Below are 22283 nucleotides of genomic sequence, written 5' to 3'. Positions count from 1 at the left end.
TTTTATTCACCTTTCTTTTCCATCGCTATTATTATGTAGAGAAAAAGCGTCGCTATACAAGCCACGCTTTTTCTGTTGGTTCATTAACCCGTCGATTATCCGCGTAATTCAGCAATACGAGACTGAACAGCTTCGCGTTTTTCAACATAATCCTGCTCTTTTGCACGCTCTTCTTCTACTACTTTAGCAGGCGCTTTTGCAATAAAGCCTTGGTTGTTTAATTTCTTTTGTACACGTTCTACTTCTTTGTTTAACTTGTCGTATTCTTTTTCTAAACGCGCGATTTCTTCTTCGATATTAATTAAACCTTCAAGAGGTAAAATTAATTCTGCGCCTGTTACAACAGCAGTCATCGCTTTTTCATCTAATGAAACATCTGTTGAAATCACAAGCTCACTTGGATTACAGAAACGTTCTACATACGCACGGTTCTTTTCGAGCTGGCTTTGAATATTTTCATCTTTAGCTTTGATAAATAATTTTACTTGTTTGCTCATCGGCGTGTTCACTTCAGCACGAATGTTACGAACAGCGCGGATAATATCTACAAGTAAACGCATATCGTTAGCAGCTTCTTTATCAGAAAGCTCAGGGCGTACTTCCGGCCATTTAGCTACTGTAATCGATTCGCCTTCATGCGGCAAGCTTTGCCAAATTTCTTCGGTAATAAACGGCATGAATGGATGTAAAAGTCGCATTGTGTTATCAAGTACATAAGCTAAAATTGAGCGAGTTGTCTTTTTAGCTGCTTCATCTTCTCCGTAAAGAGGAAGTTTAGCCATTTCAATGTACCAATCGCAGAAATCATCCCAAATAAAGTTATAGAGAATACGTCCAACTTCACCGAATTCATATTTGTCAGCTAATTTTGTTACGTGCTCAATCGTTTCATTTAAGCGCGTTAAAATCCATTTATCAGCAACTGACTTTTCGCCTGATAAATCAAGCTCTTCAAATGTGATGCCGTCCATGTTCATTAATGCAAAACGAGAAGCATTCCAAATTTTATTTGCAAAGTTCCACGTCGCTTCGACTTTTTCAAAGCTGAAGCGTAAATCTTGTCCTGGTGAGCTTCCTGTAGATAAGAAGTAGCGAAGAGAATCTGCACCGTATTTCTCGATTACTTCCATTGGGTCTACACCGTTACCAAGTGATTTACTCATTTTACGACCTTCAGCATCTCGTACAAGACCGTGAATGAGTACATCGTCAAACGGACGTTTACCCGTAAATTCAAGACCTTGGAAAATCATGCGAGATACCCAGAAGAAAATAATATCGTAGCCTGTTACAAGCACGTTTGTTGGGTAGTAGCGTTTGAAATCAGCTGCATCCACATCGGGCCAGCCCATTGTTGAGAATGGCCATAGCGCTGAACTGAACCATGTATCTAATACATCTGAATCTTGTTCCCAGTTTTCGATATCTGCTGGAGCCTCATGATCTACGTATACTTCTCCAGTTTCTTTATGATACCAAGCTGGAATGCGATGTCCCCACCAAAGCTGACGCGAAATACACCAGTCGCGAATATTTTCCATCCAGTGTAAGTATGTCTTTTCAAAACGATCAGGCACGAAGTTTACTTTTTCTTCTTGCTTTTGAAGATCTACTGCTTTATCTGCTAACGGCTGCATTTTTACAAACCATTGAGTTGATAAATAAGGTTCAACAACGGCACCGCTTCGTTCACTGTGACCTACTGAATGCATGTGGTCTTCAATGTTGAACAATACACCGTCTTCTTGAAGGTCTTTAACAATTTGCTTACGGCAAGCAAAACGATCCATTCCTTCATATTTACCTGCTTTGTCATTCATCGTACCGTCCTGATTCATCACTAAAATACGCTCTAAATTATGGCGGTTTCCAATTTCAAAATCGTTCGGGTCATGAGCAGGCGTAATTTTCACCGCACCAGAACCGAATTCCATATCTACATAATCATCGCCTACGATTGGAATTTCACGACCTACAATCGGAAGGACAACCTTTTTGCCGATTAAGTGCTTATAACGATCATCTTCAGGGTGAACAGCTACAGCCGTATCTCCTAGCATTGTTTCAGGACGAGTTGTTGCGATTTCAATATGTCCAGAACCATCTGCCAACGGATAGCGCATATGATAAAACGCACCTTGTACATCTTTGTAAATAACCTCGATGTCTGAAAGAGCTGTTTTTGTAGCTGGATCCCAGTTAATAATATATTCTCCGCGATAGATTAACCCTTTTTTGTAAAGCGTTACGAATACTTCGCGCACTGCTTTAGAAAGGCCTTCATCAAGCGTGAAGCGCTCGCGTGAATAGTCTAAGCCAAGTCCTAGCTTCGACCACTGCTGGCGAATAAAGCTTGCATATTCTTCTTTCCATTTCCATGTTTCGGCTACAAAATTTTCGCGGCCTAGATCGTAGCGGCTTTTCCCTTCGCTGCGAAGCTTTTCTTCTACTTTTGCCTGCGTTGCAATCCCCGCATGGTCCATGCCAGGAAGCCATAAAACGTCATAGCCTTGCATGCGCTTCATACGCGTTAAGATGTCTTGTAACGTTGTATCCCAAGCGTGGCCTAAATGCAGCTTGCCCGTTACGTTTGGGGGTGGAATTACAATTGTATATGGCTCTTTTTCAGGGTCATTTGTTGCTTCAAAAAACTTCCCGTCTAACCAATACTGATAACGATTTTCTTCAACGGCTTTTGGATCATACTTCGTTGGAAGAGTCACTTCTTTTTCAGACATAATGTATACCTCCATAATATAAAGTTTCAGTCTTTAGAAACTGTGTAAAGCTTTTATAAACATAAAAAAACTCCTTTCCTAATAAAAGGACGAAAGGAGTTGATTTCGCGGTACCACCTTTTTTTATAGACGTATCCCGTTTGATAAGCCTATACACTTCATTTCATAACGGTTGATTAACCGGCTTTTTCTACTGAGCTATGCAGCTGTTCAAAAAAGCTACTCATAGGCGACATTCCGAGTGCACATTCTTAAGAAATCTCACAGCAGCTGATTTCTCTCTCTGAAAGACGAACATCCCGTACTCTTCCTATTCACTGTATTTATGTATGAATTTCTCTTAATTATACTATATGAAAAAATGTTGAATCGTCAATAATCTTCTCCACTTTTTTACGATTATATTCATAATTTTTTTGTTCTGCTCTTTATTTTTTCATTCACTCGCTAATTTTGGAAATAAAATGAAGAGTCCGCTCAAAAAAATGACACCATTTCTTTCTTTTTTCATATACTTACTTTAACCTGGGCACGTGGATTGAAAGGGGCATGTACAAATGAAGAAACGAATAAATGTAAATTCGTATCAGCTGCAGCGGTGGCTCAAAACAGCAGGAGCGGCTTGTGGACAGTTTATTGTTCCTTTAACAATTTTTCAAGGTATACGTACACTATTTTTCCCTACAACCTTTGATGTACTGTTGTTGGCACTGCTTGCCATACTAGCGGTTGCTTTATATTCGGACTGGATTTAAAAACCCAAGCGCTATTCGTTCGCTTGGGCTTGTGCAGCTGCTTCCGCTGCCATTTTTTTTTGCTGATCTACTTCAAATATTTTAATATTGAGCTGTTCAATGTTTTTCGTCAGCCAGTATGCTCGAATAAATGACTGCATATGTTCAAGCTCTGTTTTACTTTCTTTATGCTGCCTATATTGAACGATACACTGATACAAGGGTTCTGGAAACGCCAAATAACTGTGTAAAAGCAGCCGTTCCTCTTCTCTGAGAGCAAAATGTTTTTCATACGTACTAAACCACTCATAGCTGTCATAGGTAGTTACTGGGTATGTGCGAAGAGTACGGAAATAAAATGAGACCAAATCATAAATCGGTGAAGCATCTTTTGCATGTTCAAAATTAATAAAAAAACCATTTCCCCGTTCATCATAGATAAAATGTTTAGCCGATAGCTTTCCATGAGACGTAACCAGCCGGATCTTTTCCTTTTCTTCCATTTCATCGTTCCACTGATCGAGCTTTCCAAAACCAAATTCAAGCGCTCTTGTCATTTCATAATAAAACGTACAGTAATGCAATTCAAACGGGGACATATAGATTTTTTTCTCGCATTCTGCTACATACTGCTTCAGCTCTTCCTGACGTTTCTCCCACGTTTCTTTCATCGATGTATAATGATTTTCTATATCTTCTTTTTTCACTTCTACTTCCTGCGCCGAAGCGCCGTGAAGCTTAGCAAGCTCTTGAAATAATTTATGATATCGAATATCACGCTCTTCGGTCGGATTATTTGGGAGCCACGGCATTAAGTAATACGAGCCGCTTTCATCTGAAACAATGGGCTGAGAACGCTTTGTTTGATAAATAGGGACAAATCCCATCCATCCTTTTTGATACACGTTCTGCAGCTTTTGAATGAAGTTTTGATTTCGTTCTTGATGATTCGCCATTTCTTTAAGCGCAAATACGCCGGTTTTCGTATAGACTTTTTTTACTTTTCCGTAGTCTTCGATAAAGTCAACATCTAAGTCATATTCTTTTAACAATACTTTGTAGTCTGCTACTGTCCGCTGCATCTATATTCTCCTTCCTCGTAAAAAATAAAGAAAACAGTTAAGACATTATATGCGTCAAAACTGTTTTCTTTCCGACTTTAACGAACGGGAATATTTAAGATGCTTCCTTCTTCCAGCTCATATTCATCTTCTAAATTATTCACTCGTAAAATGTTTTGTACATTCGTATTATAGCGGTTTGCTATCGTATCAAGCGAATCTCCGTCTTGAACAATACAAAGCTTCCACGTTGAAAAAGCTTCTTCTTCCCGCGAAAAGAGCTTTGTTAAATAAAGGGCGTTTTCATTTCGGCCGCTTTCATTTTCTTCTTTCCGAAATTCAACAATAATCTTTTCCTCTTCTTGTTCAGCTTCTTCTTGCTCAGCCTCTTGTTGAACGTCAGCATACGTATTCAATTCACTAGCTTGCGATTCTTCGAAGCTTTCTTGCTCTTGACGAAGCTGAAACAGTTCAATCACATTGTCTTCTCTTTCTTCCTCGATTTGGGCCTCTTTTTTCACTTCGACTTCAAATGGTTCATATGCTTCCTCTTCATATTCCACAACCGGCTCAGCACGAGATTCTTTTTTAAATACAGATGAAAAATAACTAGGGGTCTCTTCTGAATGCTCTTCTGAATGCTCTTCTGAATGCTCTTCTTCAATAGCCTCTGCCTCTAAAAGTGCGGGAGCTTCACGATAGCTTACGTCAAACTCTTGTTCTTCTTCTTCTTGAGCAACGTTTTCAGTATATACCTCTTCAGCATCGTCCACTTCTTCATAAGAGACGATGTGCTGTTCCTCCGAAAACTCTTCCTCTTCTTCTCGTTCCTCATGCTGTTCTCCGTACAATCCTGTGATGGACAAGTCAGCCATTAGCTGCAGCTGATTTGTGTCTGGCAATTCATAATCAAATAAATCAATAGATACATATACGTCTTCAATACTTTGAATACGATTTTTAGGAATGGTAATATCAACAGGAAATTGATGTGATAATTCAGCCGTTCCGTCTTCACGGACAGAGATAGATTGCACTTGATTCTCATTTGTATATTCGCGTAACGAGTGCTCTCCCTCGTACGTTTCGTATTCACCTGTTAATTGTAATGCTCCTCGAATAGACACGTATTGGTCATATTCTTGAATAGATACTTGAGGCTCTAAGGAGATAGACAAAAGTTGTGAGACTTCCTGTCCTTTTTGAAACCATACTGATTCTTCTACGGAAAAACGCAGACATGATAAATTATCCTGCGACAAATTGTTCTCCCCCTTCCAACACCCGCCAGGTAATAGCGCGGTCATTAAAGATGTATGAACAAATAAATTAAAATATGTCTTTAAAACTAAAAAAGCTTACGGAATACTCCGTAAGCTTTGATATAAAAGTCAATCTTATTTATCTGTTTATCCACGTAACTTCGAAAAGGCTTTTTCAGCTGCTGCAATTGTATGTTCAATGTCTGCATCTGTATGAGAAGTTGATAAAAACATTCCTTCGAATTGAGAAGGAGGTAAAAACACGCCTTCATTAGCCATTTCACGATAGTAAGCTGCAAAATAATCTAAATTCGATGTTTTCGCTGTTTCGTAATTTATTACCTGTTCGTTTGTAAAGAAGAAACCGATCATTGAACCAGCTCGGTTTACCGTAAACGGCACATCATATTTTTCAGCTGCTGCCATCAATCCTTCTTCTAAGCGATCTGCTTTACGAATGAACTCATCGTAGGATTGAGATGTCAGCTGCGTTAACGTCTCGTATCCAGCTGTCATCGCAAGCGGATTACCTGATAATGTACCTGCTTGATAAATCGGGCCGCTTGGTGCAACTCGCTCCATAATTTCAGCTTTACCACCGTAAGCACCTACTGGTAAACCGCCACCGATTACTTTTCCTAAGCAAGTTAAGTCAGGCATAATGTTGTAGTATCCCTGTGCACAGTTGTACGCTACGCGGAACCCTGTCATTACTTCATCAAAAATTAGCAGTGAGCCATATTCTGATGTGATATCACGAAGCCCTTGTAAGAAACCTGGCTGAGGCGGTACCACACCCATATTTCCTGCTACCGGTTCAACGATTACTCCGGCAATGTCATCTCCGAATTCTTTAAAAGCATATTGTACGCTTTCTAGATCATTGTACGGCACTGTAATCGTGTTTTTAGCGATTCCTTCAGGCACTCCCGGGCTATCTGGTAGGCCTAACGTTGCAACGCCTGAGCCAGCTTTAATTAGAAGAGAGTCACCATGTCCATGGTAACAGCCTTCAAATTTTAAAATTTTGTTGCGGCCCGTATAGCCACGTGCTAAACGCAGTGCGCTCATCGTTGCTTCCGTACCTGAACTCACCATACGGACGATTTCAATTGAAGGAACGCGCTCAATAACAACCTTAGCAAGCTCATTTTCAATTAATGTTGGTGCACCAAAGCTTGTACCAGATTCCGTTACTTTTTTTACTGCTTCAACTACTTGATCGTTGGAATGTCCGTGAATTAAAGGTCCCCATGATAAGACGTAGTCAATATATTTGTTGCCGTCAATATCGTAAATCGTAGCGCCTTTTCCTCGTTCCATAAAAATAGGATCCATATCTACTGATTTAAATGCACGAACAGGACTGTTTACTCCACCCGGCATTAATTGCTGCGCTTCTAAAAAAGCTGCTTTTGACTTTTCATAACTTCTCATGTGTAAGCCTCCTTAATTACTTGTCAGATAACCAGCGTGCTGCGTCTTTAGCATGATACGTTACAATTAAATCCGCTCCTGCACGCTTCATGCTAATTAATTTTTCAAGAACAATCTCTTTTTCATTTACCCAGCCGTTTTGAGCTGCCGCTTTAATCATTGAATATTCACCGCTCACATTATAAGCTACTACCGGTAAATTAAACGTATTTTTTACATCGCGCATAATATCTAAATATGATAGAGCCGGTTTTACAATTAAGAAATCTGCTCCTTCTTCGACATCAGATTCCGCTTCTCGAAGTGCTTCTAAGCGATTGGCTGGGTCCATTTGATATGTTTTACGGTCTCCAAATTGAGGAGAAGAATGCGCTGCATCGCGGAATGGTCCGTAAAAAGCAGATGCATATTTAACAGCATAAGACATCACGGGCACATCTTCAAATCCAGCTTCGTCTAGACCGTGGCGAATAGCTGCCACGAAACCGTCCATCATGTTTGAAGGCGCAATAATATCCGCTCCTGCTTTAGCTTGACTGACCGCTGTACGCGCTAATAAGTCAAGGCTAGGATCGTTTAAGATTTTTCCGTCTTCAATTACACCACAGTGGCCATGATCTGTGTATTGACATAAGCATGTATCTGCGATAACAACAAAGTCTGGAAAACTTTCTTTAATTTGACGAATACCTTTTTGGACAATTCCGTGGTCATGGTATGCCTGTGAGCCGACCGCATCTTTTTCAGCGGGAACACCAAATACCATAGCTGACTTGATTCCTAAATCGACTAACTCTTGGATTTCATCATTCAAGTAGTCTAAAGAAATTTGATCCACACCTGGCATTGATTTTACAGCATTTCTTTTTTGTTCACCTTCTACAATAAAAATAGGATATATAAAGTCTTCAGCATGTAAATGTGTTTCACGTACAAGCGCACGCATATTTACAGAATTACGAAGACGACGATGACGTGTAAATTGTAAATCTTTCATGTTAAAATCCTCCTTTATTATTCAAAACAACTAACCAACATATCTATCATACCATTTATTGTGTATGTGTTAGGAACAAGATGCTTAATTCCATATTCGCTCGCTGTCTGACTCGTAATAGGACCGATGCAAACAACTTTGGTTCTATTTATAAGCTCAAGCCAATTAGGAATATCTTTAACTGACTCGACAAAAAATCTCACTGTAGAAGAACTTGTAAAAGTAATGGCATCAATTCCTGTTTCTAAATGTTGCTTAACCAAGCGTTCAGAGTCTTGATTTCGAATGGTCTGATATACAACTAAATCCGTTACCTCACAGTCTTTTAAGCCATCTTTTAAAACAGAGCGGGCTAATTGTCCTCGTACAAGGAGAACTCGCTCGTGATGTGACACATTTGCTTTTAACGACTCAAGAAGTGATTCCGCAACGTATTCTTTTGGAACAAGTTGCACGTTAACATCATGTTTTTCTAGCAATTTTGCGGTTTTTTCTCCAACCGCAGCCACTTTTAATCTTTTTAAAGCACTCCAACTGATATTTAACTCTTGTAGCCATTCAAAGAAAAAAGAAATGCCGTTTTGACTTGTAAAAACAATCCAATCAAAACAGTCAATCGACAGCAGGACATCTTCCACTTCTTTTTCATTGTTAGAACGTGCGAACGTGAGGACTGGTAAGCTTAAAGGTATGCCTCCAAGCTTTTTAATCTGTGCTGCAAATGAATGAGCCTGCTTCGCTTCTCTTGTAATCAAAACTTTTTTTAAAAAAAGAGGAGCCTCATGACTCATTATTTGTCCAGCTCCTCTTTTACACGGTCAATTAAAAGCTTAGCTCCTTGAGATGTTAAGCGCTCAGCAGCTTCTGAACCGATAGCAACGGGGTCTTTTCCCGTAATTTGCTCTTTGTAAATCGTTTTGCCATCAGGAGACGCGACTAGCGACGTTAGCTCAATGTTTCCGCCGTTCAATATACGCCCATAACCCGCAATCGGCACTTGGCATCCGCCTTCCATCTCTTTTAAAAATACGCGTTCAGCTCTAACAGCACGAGCGGTTTCATCATGATTTAGAGCTTGAAGAAGCGATAATAATTCATGGTCATTTTCTCGGCATTCGATAGCTAAAGCTCCTTGTCCTACAGCGGGAACGCTTATTTCCGGCTCTAGGTACTGAGTGACCGTATCTCTCGACCAGCCCATACGAGATAACCCTGCAGCTGCCAAGATAATTGCATCGTAATCTTCATTTTTTAATTTCTCTAGGCGTGTGTCGATATTTCCTCGAATCCATTTAATTTCGATATCTGAACGCATAGATAGAAGCTGTGCCCCTCGACGCAAGCTGCTTGTCCCAATCACAGCACCGCTTGGTAGCTCCTCAAATCGTTCACCATTTTTTGAAATAAGCGCATCACGATGATCTTCTCGTAAAGGAATACATCCAATCGTTAATCCTTCTGGCAAAACAGCTGGCATATCTTTCATACTATGAACGGCCATATCAATTTCTTCATCTAACATGGCTTGTTCAATTTCTTTTACAAAAAGACCTTTACCGCCTACTTTGGACAGCGTTACATTTAAAATTTGGTCCCCTTTTGTAACCATTTCTTTAATTTCAAACTCAAAAGGAAGACCTTGTTTTTTTAACTGTTCAATGACCCACTTGGTCTGTGTTAACGCAAGTTTGCTTCGACGAGAGCCGACAATAATTTTTCGCATGTTGTCCTCCTAATTACGAACCCCAAAAGTGAAAATTCGATAAACTGCCAAATAAAAAGAAATTAATAAGTAAGACTAAGAACAATCCAATATTCCACATTGCGATTGCCTTTCCTTGAATACCTCTACGCAGTCTAGCATACAAGTAAGCGCTGTATGCAACAAACATTAAAAATGAACCTAACACTTTTGTATCGTACCAATGAAAATCTACGTATTTAATATAAGCCCATATGATTCCTAAGATTAACGAAAGCAATAACAGCGGTACACCAATTAAAATTAATACATAGGACATGTAATCTAGCTTTGTTAAATCTTCAATTCTTAGCAAGCGCTTGCCCCACTTCTTCTTTTTCAATAAATTATACTGAACAAGATACAGAGCGGAAAAAACAAAAGAGACTGAAAAAGCGCCGTAAGATAAAATAGCCATGGTAATATGAATGATTAATAATTCTGACACAAGGCGCTCCGACTGGACAGCAGTGTATGTTTCAAGTGGAGCAAACGTATGAATAGCCATAATTAAGAAACCAATCACATTTGTAAAAAACACCATAAAATCAACGCGAAACAGGCGATTAATCACAAGTGAAAGAGTAATTAAGACCCACGCGTAAAAATACAGCCCTTCAGAAACGGTAAGAATAGGAAACCTTCCCGTCTCAAACATTCGTAAAATTAAAAAGGCTGTTTGCAAAACCCACACAATAGAAAGTAACCAGAAGGCTATCGAGTTTGCCTTCCGGTTATTTTGTACAAAATCAATAAAATATAATAAAACGCTCGCCGCGTATAAAATCACAATCAATTCATAGATTCTGGTTAATTCCATATCAACCATTATTCAATCCTCACTTAAGACTGATAAGCTACTGAATGAGACGTAATCGATGTATGAAGCTGCTCTTCTTTTTCTTTTTGCAAAGCAACTTCCTGTTCAATATTAAAAATCTTCATGAACAGCTCTAAAGACTCTTCAGCATGTTTCTCTCCAGCCAATTCTTTCGCGTGTAAAATTGGATCGCGAAGAAGTTGATTAATTATACTTTTTGTATGTTTATTTAAAACTTTGCGCTCACGCTCAGATAAATCTGGGAGCTTACGATCAATGCTTTTCATCGTTTCAGCTTGAATGGTAAGTGCTTTTTGACGAAGTGCAGAAATAACAGGCACAACGCCTAATGTACCAAGCCAAGACTTGAAAGCAACAATTTCAGCTTCAAGCATAATTTCAATTTCATCCGCAGCTTTTTGACGCTCTTGCAAATTGGATTCTACAATCCCGTTTAAATCGTCGATATCATATAAAAAGACCGTCTCTAGCTCATCTAGTTCTGGATCTAAGTCACGCGGAACGGCGATGTCTACCATAAACAATGGACGACCTTTACGCGTACGCTCGGCTTCACTCATCATTTGTTTCGTTACTACATAGTCATTAGCCCCTGTTGAACTAATTAAGATATCTGCTTCGCTTAAAGCATGTTGAAGATCAGCAAATGGTTTGGCTTCTCCAGAAAAACGGTTTGCTAGCTCTTGTGCCTTTTCAAATGTTCGATTCACTACCGTTACTTTTTTAGCTCCGCTGCCATATAAATTCTGTACGGCAAGCTGACCCATTTTTCCCGCACCAAGAATCAACACATGTTTGGACGATAAGTCTCCAAAAATCTTTTTAGCAAGCTCTACGGCTGCATAGCTGACAGAAACTGCATTTGCACCAATTTCTGTTTCATGATGAGCTTTTTTGGCTAATGTCACAGCTTGTTTAAACAGCTGATTAAAAACCGTTCCAATTGTTTCTTCTTCTTGAGCAAGCAAAAAGCTTGAACGCACTTGTCCAAGAATTTGTGTTTCACCAATCACCATTGAATCTAATCCACATGCTACTCGGTATAAATGTTCGATGGCTCCATCATTTTCATAGATGGTTAAATAAGGCGAGAACTCTTCTTTATCTATTCCGAACCATTCAGCTAAAAATGCTTTTACATAATAACGGCCCGTGTGTAATTGATCAACAACAGCATAAATTTCCGTACGATTGCATGTTGAAACAATGATGTTTTCCAAAATACTTTTTTGGCCGCTTAACGTTTTCATGGCAGATGCTAGTTCTTGCTCATTAAAACTAAGCTTTTCTCTTATTTCAACAGGGGCTGTTCGAAAGTTTAAGCCGACTGCTATAATATGCATTTGTACATACCCCCTATAATTGAAATGTGCTTATTTATCCGAATTTGACGGGCAGTAACCCCTAAATTCCCAAAGAGCTACAGTGAGATAACTGCCCGTAAAATCCGGCGTTCTTCATTCTACTATTCGTAAAAAGCGGCGTACATTACACAGGTGTAAGCTTCGCCTTATCTCTAACTATTATAACATGTTCTATAAGTCATTCGAAAAAAAAATGTGAACAGTCTTTGAAAACATGTGTTAAGATATTAACTGTTATTCCGTAATAAATTGTATCAAAAAAGCAGCGTTTTATCACGTTTTCTGTTTTGAAACACCTGGAGGTTACTATGAAAAAGCAATCAATGTTTTTTGGTGTCTTACTAGTTGGATTTGGAATCTTTTTCTTACTGAATGAACTACATATGAGCATTGCAGCAAAGGTATACACGTGGCCTGTACTGTTAATTTTAATAGGAGCAGCCCTGTTAACTGAGTCTGCTTTATCTCAAGATCATTCAAACTTGCTTGCAAGCTACATATTAATCACTTTAGGTATTCATTTCTATGTAAGTGAACAAATTCCCTTTTGGCCTACGAATATTAGCATGGTCGTTTTTATGGTGGCCATTAGCTTTTTACTCAGTGCTAGAAAAGCCAAATCAGGCTTTTTCCAAGGCGGCACTCTTTTAATTATTGCCATTTTAATGATGTTTTCAGACCGTCTTAAACTATTTTTGCCAAAAGTTGAAGACGGCGTAAATTATTTAACAACCTTCTGGCCTATTTTATTGTTACTAGTTGGGCTATATTTATTATTTTTCAAACGAAAGTAATCTATGTAAACAAGTTAAAAAAATGGAACGTTTGACTCACTTCCTGTTAGAGTGATGATAAACGTTCCATTTTTTTAGATTCTATTCCTTTGTTTAGTGAGTCATGCGATACTGCAAAGATTTCCACGCTTTATCTTTTCCTTCACCTGTTTCAGATGAGAAATGAATTAATTCATCATTTGGATCTAAGTCCAGCGTTTCTCTCACTACTTTTAAGTGCTTTTGCCATTTTCCTTTAGGAATTTTATCAGCTTTCGTTGCAATAACCATAACGGGAAGGTCATGGTGCTTCAAAAACTCATACATCATAACGTCATCCTTTGAAGGAGCATGGCGTAGATCAACAATCATTAACACAGCTTTAAGCTGCTCACGATTTGTTAAATACGTTTCAATCATTTTCCCCCATGCTTCACGCTCTTTTTTAGACACTTTTGCAAACCCGTACCCAGGTACGTCTACAAAGTGAAGGATTTCATTAATTAAAAAGAAATTAAGCGTTTGAGTTTTTCCGGGCTTAGACGACGTACGCGCTAAGCTTTTGCGATTGAGCATCTTGTTAATAAAAGATGATTTTCCTACATTTGAACGGCCTGCTAACGCAAACTCTGGCAGGTTTTCTTTAGGATATTGTTCAGGGCGTACGGCACTGATAACAATATCGGCTTGAGTTACTTTCATTTTACCTCTCCTACTAGCGCATGTTCCAATACTTGGTCCACATGTGACACAAGAACGATGTCTAATTCCTCTTGTACACTGTCAGGGATATCTTCAATATCACGTTCATTATCATGAGGGATTAATATTTTAGTTAATCCGGCACGATGTGCACTAAGTGACTTTTCTTTTAAACCACCGATTGGTAATACGCGACCTCTTAGTGTAATTTCTCCTGTCATTCCTACTTCTCTACGCACTGGTTTACCCGTTAGTGCTGATACTAGAGCAGTGGCAATGGTAATTCCTGCAGAAGGTCCATCCTTTGGTACAGCTCCTTCTGGAACATGGATATGAATATCATGTTTTTCATAAAACTTTTCATCAATTCCTAGTTTCTCTGCATTTGAACGCACGTAGCTAAATGCTGCCTGAGCTGATTCTTTCATCACGTCTCCAAGTTTTCCAGTTAGCACTAGTCTTCCTTTACCAGGGGACAAGCTTACTTCAATGGCTAGCGTGTCTCCTCCTACAGTTGTGTAAGCAAGACCTGTAGCAACGCCGACTTGATCTTCCGTCTCAGCCTGTCCGTAACGGAACCTAGGCTTGCCAAGGAATTCTTCAAGCGTTTTGGCCGTCACCACCACGCGTTTTTTCTCGCCAGAGACTACGATACGAGCTGCTTTTCGACAAATGGAAGCAATTTCGCGTTCAAGGTTACGAACACCCGCTTCTCTCGTATATAAACGGATGATTGCTGTTAACGCGTCATCGCGAATCTGCAAATTGCCCTTTTGCAATCCGTGATTTTCTAGTTGGCGCAGCAATAGGTGACGCTTCGCGATTTCAAGTTTTTCCAGCTCCGTGTAACCAGCAATTTGAATAATTTCCATTCGATCGCGCAGCGGCCCCGGAATCGTAGCTAAGTTATTGGCTGTAGCCACGAACATCACTTTTGATAAATCATACGTTTCTTCTATATAGTGATCGCTGAAATTATGGTTTTGTTCAGGATCCAATACTTCTAACAAAGCAGAAGACGGGTCTCCACGGAAATCATTTGACATTTTATCGATTTCATCAAGCAGAAATACCGGATTAATCGTTCCTGCTTTTTTCATTCCTTGAATAATGCGTCCAGGCATAGCTCCCACGTACGTGCGACGATGACCGCGGATTTCTGACTCATCTCTCACGCCGCCTAGAGACACTCGTACAAAATGACGATCTAGAGACGTGGCAATTGAACGGGCTAGGGATGTTTTCCCTACGCCAGGAGGTCCTGCTAAACATAAAATAGGGCCTTTAAGAGATTTTGTCAACTGCTGCACAGCTAGATATTCTAATACGCGTTCCTTCACCTTTTCAAGGCCATAGTGCTCATCGTTCAGCACTTGTTCAGCATTATGAATATTGAGCGTATCTTCCGTTTCATTTGTCCAAGGTAGCGCAATCAACCACTCGATATAATTTCGAATGACTGAGCTTTCAGCGGAGGTAGCAGGAATTTTTTCATAGCGATCCAATTCTTTAAACGCCACTTGTTTGACATGGTCCGTCATCCCACTTGCTTCAATTTTTTCGCGAAGTGTTGCTACTTCTCCTGTCTTTCCTTCTTTGTCTCCAAGCTCTTTTTGAATCGCCTTCATTTGCTCACGAAGATAATACTCTTTCTGAGTGCGTTCCATTGATTTCTTTACACGCTGTCCAATTTTTTTCTCCAGCTGCAAAACTTCTTGCTCGTCTTGAATATGAGAAATGATCGTATTTAATCTTTCCTTCACATCAGTTATTTCTAAAATTTCTTGTTTAAGCTGAATTTTTATTGGTAAATGAGAGGCTACAATATCCGCTAATCTTCCTGGTTCTTCAATGTCGCTTACGGTTGAAAGAGTTTCAACGGACACCTTTTTGGAAAGTTTTATGTATTGTTCGAAATAGTCTAAAAGCGTGCGCATCAGCGCTTTATCTTCTACATCAACCTGATGTTCTTCATTTTGCTTTTCCACGTGCACAACAAAATATTCTTCGCTGTCTTCAAATTCTGTAACGGTTACGCGATTTAGTCCTTCTACTAAGACGCGCATCGTTCCATTCGGCAGCTTTAGCATTTGTTTAATTTTTGCTAACGTACCGGTTCTATATAAATCCTCTTTTGTTGGCTCATCGATACCCATATCTTTTTGTGATACTAAACAAACTAAGTGATCATCCATCATTGCTTTTTCTAATGCTTGCACAGATTTATCTCGCCCAACATCTAAATGAAGCACCATTGTCGGATAGACGATCAAACCTCGTAAAGGCAATAGCGGCATTGTCAATTTTTCTTTTTCTGCCATGCAATGAACACCTCCAATGCTCGTCAATTAAAGTATGTAAAGTGTGAATTCTTTTAACAATTTTATCTCATTTGTATACACATGTCTAACAATAGTAATTACTAATTGTACCATGAGAAAGAATTAAAAGGCAAAACATATCTTTTTAAGCTCTTTTCATAAAAAAACGCCTTTTTCGTTGGCTGTGTATAAAGGTTTTATACGCGAAAAAGGCGATGAATATTCATCTGACCATTAATTTTTAATTATCATGATAGAATTAGCTAGATTCTCTATTTGAAATAGCTGGATCTACCGACAAATGTGCAACATGCTCATGTACAGACAATAGCGCTTGTTCAAACACCTCTGTTAAATGATGGACAGGAATAATATCGATACCTTTTACCTTTTCTACCATTGCATTCATATTTTCCTTTGGCACAATCACCGTCTGAACGCCTGCTTGTTTTGCTGCCTTGATTTTTGGAATCACACCGCCAATTGGCTTTACGTTGCCGTGCAGACCAATTTCTCCTGTCATTGCTACCGTATGTTTAATTGGCACTTCATAAATCGCTGAGTAGATCCCTGTTGCCATCGCAATACCAGCAGAAGGTCCATCAATTGGCACGCCTCCCGGAAAGTTTACATGAATATCATACTCATCGGCTGGAACATCCATTGAACGAAGAACCGTTATGACATTTTCAATTGAGCTTTTAGCCATACTTTTACGGCGAATAGACTTCCCTTGAGTCCCTATACTTTCCTCTTCAACGATACCTGTAATAATAATGTTCCCTTTCTCTTTTGCAGGAATCGCTTTGACTTCAATTTCTAAAAGTGCTCCAGAGTTGGGCCCGTACACTGCTAATCCATTAATAAGTCCCACTTTTTCCTCATCTGCAATTTTCGGATCGTGCCTTGGAGATAGTTGACTAGAATGAACAATCCATTCAATATCTTCATTTTTAATGTCCGTTCGTTCCTCTGATATCGCTAATCCAGCCGCAATTTGCATCATATTAACCGTTTCACGTCCATTGCGTGCATATGTAGAAAACAGAGATAAACCTTCTTCTGATATATCCATTCTTACTTTATTTGCTGCTTTTTTTGCAACTGTAATAATTTCGTCGCGATCAAGCTCACGGAAAAATACCTCTACGCATCTGGAACGAATGGCAGGCGGAATTTCATTAGGCGTTCTAGTCGTCGCACCAATCAAACGAAAGTCTGCTGGCAACCCATTTTGAAAAATATCGTGAATATGTGTTGGGATTTGTGTGTTTTCTTCGCTGTAATAGGCGCTTTCCATAAACACTTTTCGATCTTCTAGAACCTTTAACAGCTTATTCATCTGAATAGGATGGAGCTCTCCAATTTCATCAATAAATAAAATCCCCCCGTGTGCATCTGTAACCGCTCCTTGTTTTGGCTGCGGAATTCCAGCTTGGCCCATGGCACCTGCTCCTTGGTAAATAGGATCATGAACAGACCCAATCAAAGGATCAGCAATGCCTCGCTCATCAAAACGCGCCGTAGTTGCATCTAACTCTACAAATACAGCCGATTGTTTGAAAGGTGATTTTTTATTTTTTTTTGCTTCTTCTAACACTAGACGTGCTGCTGCGGTTTTTCCTACTCCAGGCGGCCCATATACAATCACGTGCTGTGGATTAGGGCCGCAAAGGGCCGCCTTTAGTGACCGAATTCCATCCTCTTGTCCGACAATATCGGAGAAGCTAGACGGCCTCACACGTTCGGCAAGCGGCTCAGTTAAAGAGATGGCTCTCATTTTCTGCAATTGCTCCATTTCTTTCTTTGAATCCCGGTCAATTGAGACTTTGTGCGTACGCTGATTGCGTAATAAATTCCAAAAATATAAGCCAATGATGATACCAAAAAAGAGTTGGACCATTAAGGCAATATTCGTCCAGTTCATAGATAAACCTCCTGCGCAGTTTAGTAAGATAATTATCAGTTATTATCTCCCTGCAGCAGTAGGAATAAACAAGATTCTAGTAAAAAGTAAAATTTAGTTGTGCTTCATCAACAGAAAAAAGCCGGGTACTCAAATTGAGTACCCGGCTTTTTTTATGCTGATGTTTTGCTGCCTTCTTGAATAGTAGATCCGTCTTCTAATACGAACTTAGGAGCCGCTTGATCACGAACAGTTTCACCTGTGATAATACATTTTGTAATATCATCACGTGAAGGAAGATCAAACATTACATCTAACATAATACCTTCAATGATTGAACGTAGACCACGAGCACCTGTTTTACGCTCGATTGCTTTTTTAGAAATTTCTACTAAAGCCTCGTCTTCGAACTCAAGTTCAACGTCATCAAGTTCAAGCATTTTTTGATATTGTTTCACTAGTGCATTTTTCGGTTTTGTTAAAATCTCAACTAGCGCTTCTTCATCAAGAGGCACTAAGCTAGCAGTAACCGGTAAACGACCAATAAACTCTGGAATTAAACCAAATTTCAATAAATCTTCCGGTAATACTTTTGCTAGTAACTCTTTTTCTGTAAAGTCTTGTTGTTTTGTTTCTGAACCGAAACCAATTACTTTTTTACCTAGACGACGCTTAATAATAGGTTCGATTCCGTCAAATGCACCACCGCAAATAAATAAGATATTTGTTGTATCAATTTGAATAAATTCTTGATGAGGGTGTTTGCGTCCACCTTGAGGAGGAACGCTTGCTACAGTACCTTCTAAGATTTTAAGAAGAGCCTGCTGCACACCTTCACCTGATACATCACGTGTAATAGATGGATTTTCAGACTTACGCGCTACTTTATCAATTTCATCGATGTAGATGATGCCTTTTTCAGCTTTCTCCACATCGTAATCAGCTGATTGAATTAATTTTAATAAGATGTTTTCAACATCTTCTCCTACATAACCCGCTTCTGTTAGAGATGTTGCATCTGCAATCGCAAACGGTACGTTTAAAATACGAGCCAATGTTTGAGCTAGTAAAGTTTTACCGCTTCCTGTAGGTCCAATTAATGCAATATTACTTTTTGATAACTCAACGTCATCAATTTTACTGTTTGAATTGATTCGTTTGTAATGGTTGTATACCGCAACGGATAACGATTTTTTCGCATCCTCTTGACCAATTACATACTCATCTAAAATGTCACGAATTTCTTTTGGTTTTGGTACATCTTTAAATTCTACTTCTTCTTCTGTACCTAACTCTTCTTCTACGATTTCCGTGCAAAGTTCAATACATTCATCGCATATGTAAACACCTGGACCCGCAACTAACTTGCGTACTTGTTCTTGTGTTTTACCACAAAATGAGCATTTTAACTGCCCTTTTTCATCGTTAAATTTAAACATAATTTTCACCCCTTGTAGTATTTACTAAAGTGCTCGAAGCTGATTTCTATCCGCGCTATAGCCCAACAACATGAACAACTCATCTATTTGTAGGTAAATGCCCCTCTTTATTACATAGTAAAAGGGCTATGAAAAGATTTGTATTGCATTTTACCATACATTTTCTTGAATAGATACTAAAACGTTTTATGTATATGTTGTTGATGAGCATAACAGAATGGAGATCTGCTATTATATAGTGTCCTCTTATTGGGCCTATTTCATAACCACGGATTTCAAACAATGGGTTAAAGCTGCTTCTACGGTGTTGGTTATGATATAAAAAAACTATTGAAGTTTATAAAACAAGGCACGATCAAGTCGCGCCTTGTTTCTTACTTACTATTATGCAACAGCTTTGCTGTTTTCTACAAGAAATTCAACTGCTTTACGTACTTTCATGTCTTCTTTAATGCTATCAAGACTGCCAAGCACTTTCTTAATTTCTTCGACAGGCATGTTGTACATTCCTGCCATGTTTTCTAATTCTTTTTCTACTTCTTCTTCGCTTACTTCAAGATTTTCAGCTTTTGAAATAGCTTCTAGCGTTAAGTTGATTTTCACACGCTTTTCAGCATCCGGACGCATTTGGTCGCGAAGAGCTTTTTCATCTTGACCTGAGAATTGGAAGTAAAGTTCAAGGTTAAGACCTTGCATTTGTAAACGTTGTTCAAACTCTTGCATCATACGATCCATTTCAGTGTTGAACATTGCTTCTGGAATTTCTACTTCAGCATTTTCAGCAGCTTTTTCTACTAAAGTGTCGCGAAGAGCTGATTCCGCTTGATTCTCTTTATCGCTTTGTAATTTTTCTTTTGTTTTTGCTTTTAACGCTTCTAAAGTTTCTACTTCTTCATCTACGTCTTTTGCAAACTCATCGTCTAAAGCTGGAAGCTCTTTAGATTTGATTTCGTGTAATTTCACTTTGAATTTAGCAGCCTTACCAGCTAGCTCTTCAGCGTGATACTCTTCAGGGAATGTTACTTCCACTTCTTTTTCAGCGCCTACTTCAAGACCAACTAGTTGCTCTTCAAAGCCAGGGATGAATGTGTTAGAACCGATTTCTAAAGAATAGTTTTCGCCTTTTCCGCCTTCGAATGCTTCGCCATCAACGAAACCTTCAAAGTCGATTACAGCTGTATCACCTTCAGCTACAGTTCCTTCTTCTTTAACAACTAGTTCAGCGTGACGCTCTTGAAGTGTTTTTAATTCAGCTTCAACGTCTTCGTCTGTTACAGTTGTATCTACTTTTTCTACTTCTAAGTTTTTGTATTCGCCTAATTTAACTTCAGGCTTAACAGTTACTTTAGCAGTGAAAACTAGAGGTTGTCCTTTTTCGATTGTTTCAACATCGATTTCTGGACGATCAACCGGCTCGATACCAGCTTCAACAATTGCATTGCTGTAAGCTTCAGGTAATAAGATATCTAGTGCATCTTGGTATAAAGATTCTACGCCAAAACGTTTTTCGAAAAGTGGACGAGGCATTTTACCTTTACGGAACCCTGGTACGTTTACTTGTTTTACAACTTTTGTGAATGCTTTATCTAAGGCTTTATCAAACTCAGCAGCTTCAACTTCTACTGTTAAAACGCCTTGATTTCCTTCTTGTTTTTCCCATTTTGCAGACATGAATGTTTCCCTCCAAAATCATTTTAAGTAGTGATTTCTAAACTAGATAATGCAGATAGCCTATCAGTTCAACCCTCAATCATTATCTATTTAACTCCCTATTACTTTAAAGTAAGTAGGAATGTAATGTAAAGATGAAATTCTACTATACGTATTTAAGTGCATTTTACAACCATTATATTATAACATACAACAATGACGTTTCAACTAAACACCACATTTTATATAAAAGAAATTTCTTCAATTTCTTTTAGCTCTTTAATTGCCTTTCTTAATTCAGCTGCGGAGAAACTTCCATCTTCCTCTGCTACAGCTACATCTGACTCTTCTCCTTGCATCATCAGACTAACAGCATACACCGCTTCTGTCCAAAGTTTTACATTATCACCCGGTAAAAACGGAAATGTAATAAATAAATGACGCTGCCATATTTCAACGGCAACCTGCAGCAATGTAGGATTTTCATGCTCCAGCTTTTCCGTCAGCTGCGCTTCTACTTGCTCGGCAAACAAATACGGTGTTGTTCGTTGAAGCTGAAGCGCATTTACTTTTTTCGTCTCTCCAAACTTACTAATCATAAAATCAATGTCTACTTCTTCTTCCATGACTGTTTTTAAAGCGACTGTTTTTACGATAGGGTGAACAGCTTCAGATGAAAATAGCTGTTCCAGAAAGAAGCGCTGCTTTTCAATTCTCTTTGTTTTTAATGAATGAACCCATTCAAGCTGATCTTGAATATTGTCTAGAGCTGTGAATGATTTAAACTGCTCTAGCTGTTCTTCTTCTGTTTGTTCTTCTATGACTTGTTCTTGATTCATTCTATTCTTGCAGAACTCCAATAGCTGATAAAGCTGTTCAGCATGTTCAGAAGGGAGTTTGTGTTCTTGAATAACTGCTTGTAGAGTGACATATCCTTCATGATAGTGACCAAGCTGAATTAACACCATGAGGTACATTTGCAAATTATGATAATAATCGCCAATATCTTCTTTCAGCATTTGCTCACACAATTCTTTAGCTATTCCTGCATCACCGAGCTCCACGTGACAAATAACAAGACCAAGTAAAATTTCATGATGCTTATTATCAAGTTCATAGGCCTGCTCAAATAAAGGAAGTGCTTCTTGAAACTGCTTGTGCTGCATATGATCTGTAGCTTTTTCAACCAACCGTTCTTTTAATAGAGGAAAAGCTACAATTTTGTTTTGTTGTTCATTCGACATGTTTTCTCCCCACTTCGCGGTCCATTTGCTTTACAGTTTAGCAATTCGGTTAACGGAACGCAAAAAAATCGAG

The 22283-nt window shown here is 38.9% G+C and carries 17 protein-coding genes and 1 other annotated feature; of the genes, 2 read left to right on the top strand and 15 right to left on the bottom strand.

The genetic code is table 11. The features are described 5' to 3' along the window. Nucleotides 1–95: 95 nt before the first annotated feature. A complete protein-coding gene (locus tag AC0KUU_RS01125; protein WP_013059353.1) occupies nt 96–2738 on the bottom strand; it encodes a valine--tRNA ligase in 2643 nt (880 codons plus the stop codon). Between the two features lie 82 nt (nt 2739–2820). Further along, nucleotides 2821–3065 (bottom strand) — a binding site (T-box leader). A 230-nt stretch (nt 3066–3295) separates the two neighbouring features. On the opposite strand from AC0KUU_RS01125, the gene AC0KUU_RS01120 reads away from it, so the two are divergent. Further along, nucleotides 3296–3493: a hypothetical protein gene (locus tag AC0KUU_RS01120; RefSeq protein ID WP_013059354.1), complete on the top strand. Its 198-nt coding sequence runs from the start codon at nt 3296–3298 to the stop codon at nt 3491–3493. An 11-nt stretch (nt 3494–3504) separates the two neighbouring features. On the opposite strand, the gene ysxE is transcribed toward AC0KUU_RS01120, so the two are convergent. The 8 genes from ysxE to hemA all read right to left on the bottom strand — a co-directional run bounded on the left by ysxE (nt 3505) and on the right by hemA (nt 12154). After that, nucleotides 3505–4554: a spore coat protein YsxE gene (gene ysxE / locus AC0KUU_RS01115; RefSeq protein WP_025750608.1), complete on the bottom strand. Its 1050-nt coding sequence runs from the start codon at nt 4552–4554 to the stop codon at nt 3505–3507. Nucleotides 4555–4631: 77 nt separating this feature from the next. After that, nucleotides 4632–5795, bottom strand: a complete 1164-nt coding sequence (gene spoVID, locus AC0KUU_RS01110) for a stage VI sporulation protein D (RefSeq protein ID WP_165575780.1) — start codon at nt 5793–5795, stop codon at nt 4632–4634. 147 nt (nt 5796–5942) lie between these two features. Further along, the gene (gene hemL, locus AC0KUU_RS01105; RefSeq protein WP_043976084.1) at nt 5943–7232 is read right to left on the bottom strand and encodes a glutamate-1-semialdehyde 2,1-aminomutase; all 1290 of its coding nucleotides are present in this window, start codon (nt 7230–7232) and stop codon (nt 5943–5945) included. A gap of 16 nt (nt 7233–7248) precedes the next feature. Then, nucleotides 7249–8229 carry a porphobilinogen synthase gene (gene hemB / locus AC0KUU_RS01100; protein ID WP_043976082.1) on the bottom strand — a complete coding sequence of 327 codons (981 nt, stop codon included), beginning with the start codon at nt 8227–8229 and terminating at the stop codon, nt 7249–7251. A 17-nt stretch (nt 8230–8246) separates the two neighbouring features. Further along, nucleotides 8247–9020, bottom strand: coding sequence for a uroporphyrinogen-III synthase (locus tag AC0KUU_RS01095; protein ID WP_043976079.1), 774 nt, complete (start codon nt 9018–9020; stop codon nt 8247–8249). Continuing rightward, nucleotides 9020–9952, bottom strand: a complete 933-nt coding sequence (gene hemC, locus AC0KUU_RS01090) for a hydroxymethylbilane synthase (RefSeq protein ID WP_043976077.1) — start codon at nt 9950–9952, stop codon at nt 9020–9022. Before hemC ends, AC0KUU_RS01095 begins: the two co-directional genes overlap by 1 nt. Nucleotides 9953–9965: 13 nt before the next feature. Next, on the bottom strand, nt 9966–10799 hold the full coding sequence (locus AC0KUU_RS01085) for a cytochrome C assembly family protein (RefSeq protein WP_025750612.1): 834 nt from the start codon (nt 10797–10799) through the stop codon (nt 9966–9968). A 14-nt stretch (nt 10800–10813) separates the two neighbouring features. After that, the gene (gene hemA / locus AC0KUU_RS01080; protein WP_013085134.1) at nt 10814–12154 is read right to left on the bottom strand and encodes a glutamyl-tRNA reductase; all 1341 of its coding nucleotides are present in this window, start codon (nt 12152–12154) and stop codon (nt 10814–10816) included. A 329-nt stretch (nt 12155–12483) separates the two neighbouring features. On the opposite strand from hemA, the gene AC0KUU_RS01075 reads away from it, so the two are divergent. Next, nucleotides 12484–12969 carry a LiaF transmembrane domain-containing protein gene (locus AC0KUU_RS01075; RefSeq protein WP_013059363.1) on the top strand — a complete coding sequence of 162 codons (486 nt, stop codon included), beginning with the start codon at nt 12484–12486 and terminating at the stop codon, nt 12967–12969. Nucleotides 12970–13062: 93 nt separating this feature from the next. Here AC0KUU_RS01075 and yihA read toward each other — a convergent pair whose 3' ends face one another. From yihA to AC0KUU_RS01045, 6 genes are all read right to left on the bottom strand, one after another. After that, nucleotides 13063–13650, bottom strand: coding sequence for a ribosome biogenesis GTP-binding protein YihA/YsxC (gene yihA, locus AC0KUU_RS01070; RefSeq protein ID WP_013059364.1), 588 nt, complete (start codon nt 13648–13650; stop codon nt 13063–13065). After that, the gene (gene lon, locus AC0KUU_RS01065; RefSeq protein WP_016765665.1) at nt 13647–15971 is read right to left on the bottom strand and encodes an endopeptidase La; all 2325 of its coding nucleotides are present in this window, start codon (nt 15969–15971) and stop codon (nt 13647–13649) included. Before lon ends, yihA begins: the two co-directional genes overlap by 4 nt. Before the next feature lie 259 nt (nt 15972–16230). Then, complete coding sequence (gene lonB / locus AC0KUU_RS01060) at nt 16231–17898, bottom strand: ATP-dependent protease LonB (protein ID WP_322552444.1); 1668 nt, start codon at nt 17896–17898, stop codon at nt 16231–16233. Between the two features lie 152 nt (nt 17899–18050). Further along, nucleotides 18051–19316 (bottom strand): ATP-dependent protease ATP-binding subunit ClpX, encoded by a 1266-nt coding sequence (gene clpX, locus AC0KUU_RS01055; protein ID WP_013059367.1) that lies wholly within the window; start codon nt 19314–19316, stop codon nt 18051–18053. Nucleotides 19317–19700: 384 nt separating this feature from the next. Beyond that, nucleotides 19701–20987, bottom strand: coding sequence for a trigger factor (gene tig, locus AC0KUU_RS01050; RefSeq protein ID WP_016765666.1), 1287 nt, complete (start codon nt 20985–20987; stop codon nt 19701–19703). Nucleotides 20988–21208: 221 nt separating this feature from the next. After that, a complete protein-coding gene (locus AC0KUU_RS01045) occupies nt 21209–22210 on the bottom strand; it encodes a tetratricopeptide repeat protein (RefSeq protein WP_043976072.1) in 1002 nt (333 codons plus the stop codon). Nucleotides 22211–22283 lie beyond the last annotated feature (73 nt).

The sequence above is a fragment of the Priestia sp. ST2 genome, from assembly GCF_055810735.1.
Note: the sequence above shows the minus strand (reverse complement) of the source record. Positions and strands in the feature narration are given on the sequence as shown.

Coding starts and splice junctions, on each gene's coding strand:
- AC0KUU_RS01125 (WP_013059353.1), bottom strand. CDS start 2,738: ATGTCTGAAAAAGAAGTGACTCTTCCAACGAAGTATGATCCAAAAGCC.
- AC0KUU_RS01120 (WP_013059354.1), top strand. CDS start 3,296: ATGAAGAAACGAATAAATGTAAATTCGTATCAGCTGCAGCGGTGGCTC.
- ysxE (WP_025750608.1), bottom strand. CDS start 4,554: ATGCAGCGGACAGTAGCAGACTACAAAGTATTGTTAAAAGAATATGAC.
- hemL (WP_043976084.1), bottom strand. CDS start 7,232: ATGAGAAGTTATGAAAAGTCAAAAGCAGCTTTTTTAGAAGCGCAGCAA.
- hemB (WP_043976082.1), bottom strand. CDS start 8,229: ATGAAAGATTTACAATTTACACGTCATCGTCGTCTTCGTAATTCTGTA.
- AC0KUU_RS01095 (WP_043976079.1), bottom strand. CDS start 9,020: ATGAGTCATGAGGCTCCTCTTTTTTTAAAAAAAGTTTTGATTACAAGA.
- hemC (WP_043976077.1), bottom strand. CDS start 9,952: ATGCGAAAAATTATTGTCGGCTCTCGTCGAAGCAAACTTGCGTTAACA.
- AC0KUU_RS01085 (WP_025750612.1), bottom strand. CDS start 10,799: ATGGTTGATATGGAATTAACCAGAATCTATGAATTGATTGTGATTTTA.
- hemA (WP_013085134.1), bottom strand. CDS start 12,154: ATGCATATTATAGCAGTCGGCTTAAACTTTCGAACAGCCCCTGTTGAA.
- AC0KUU_RS01075 (WP_013059363.1), top strand. CDS start 12,484: ATGAAAAAGCAATCAATGTTTTTTGGTGTCTTACTAGTTGGATTTGGA.
- yihA (WP_013059364.1), bottom strand. CDS start 13,650: ATGAAAGTAACTCAAGCCGATATTGTTATCAGTGCCGTACGCCCTGAA.
- lon (WP_016765665.1), bottom strand. CDS start 15,971: ATGGCAGAAAAAGAAAAATTGACAATGCCGCTATTGCCTTTACGAGGT.
- lonB (WP_322552444.1), bottom strand. CDS start 17,898: ATGAACTGGACGAATATTGCCTTAATGGTCCAACTCTTTTTTGGTATC.
- clpX (WP_013059367.1), bottom strand. CDS start 19,316: ATGTTTAAATTTAACGATGAAAAAGGGCAGTTAAAATGCTCATTTTGT.
- tig (WP_016765666.1), bottom strand. CDS start 20,987: ATGTCTGCAAAATGGGAAAAACAAGAAGGAAATCAAGGCGTTTTAACA.
- AC0KUU_RS01045 (WP_043976072.1), bottom strand. CDS start 22,210: ATGTCGAATGAACAACAAAACAAAATTGTAGCTTTTCCTCTATTAAAA.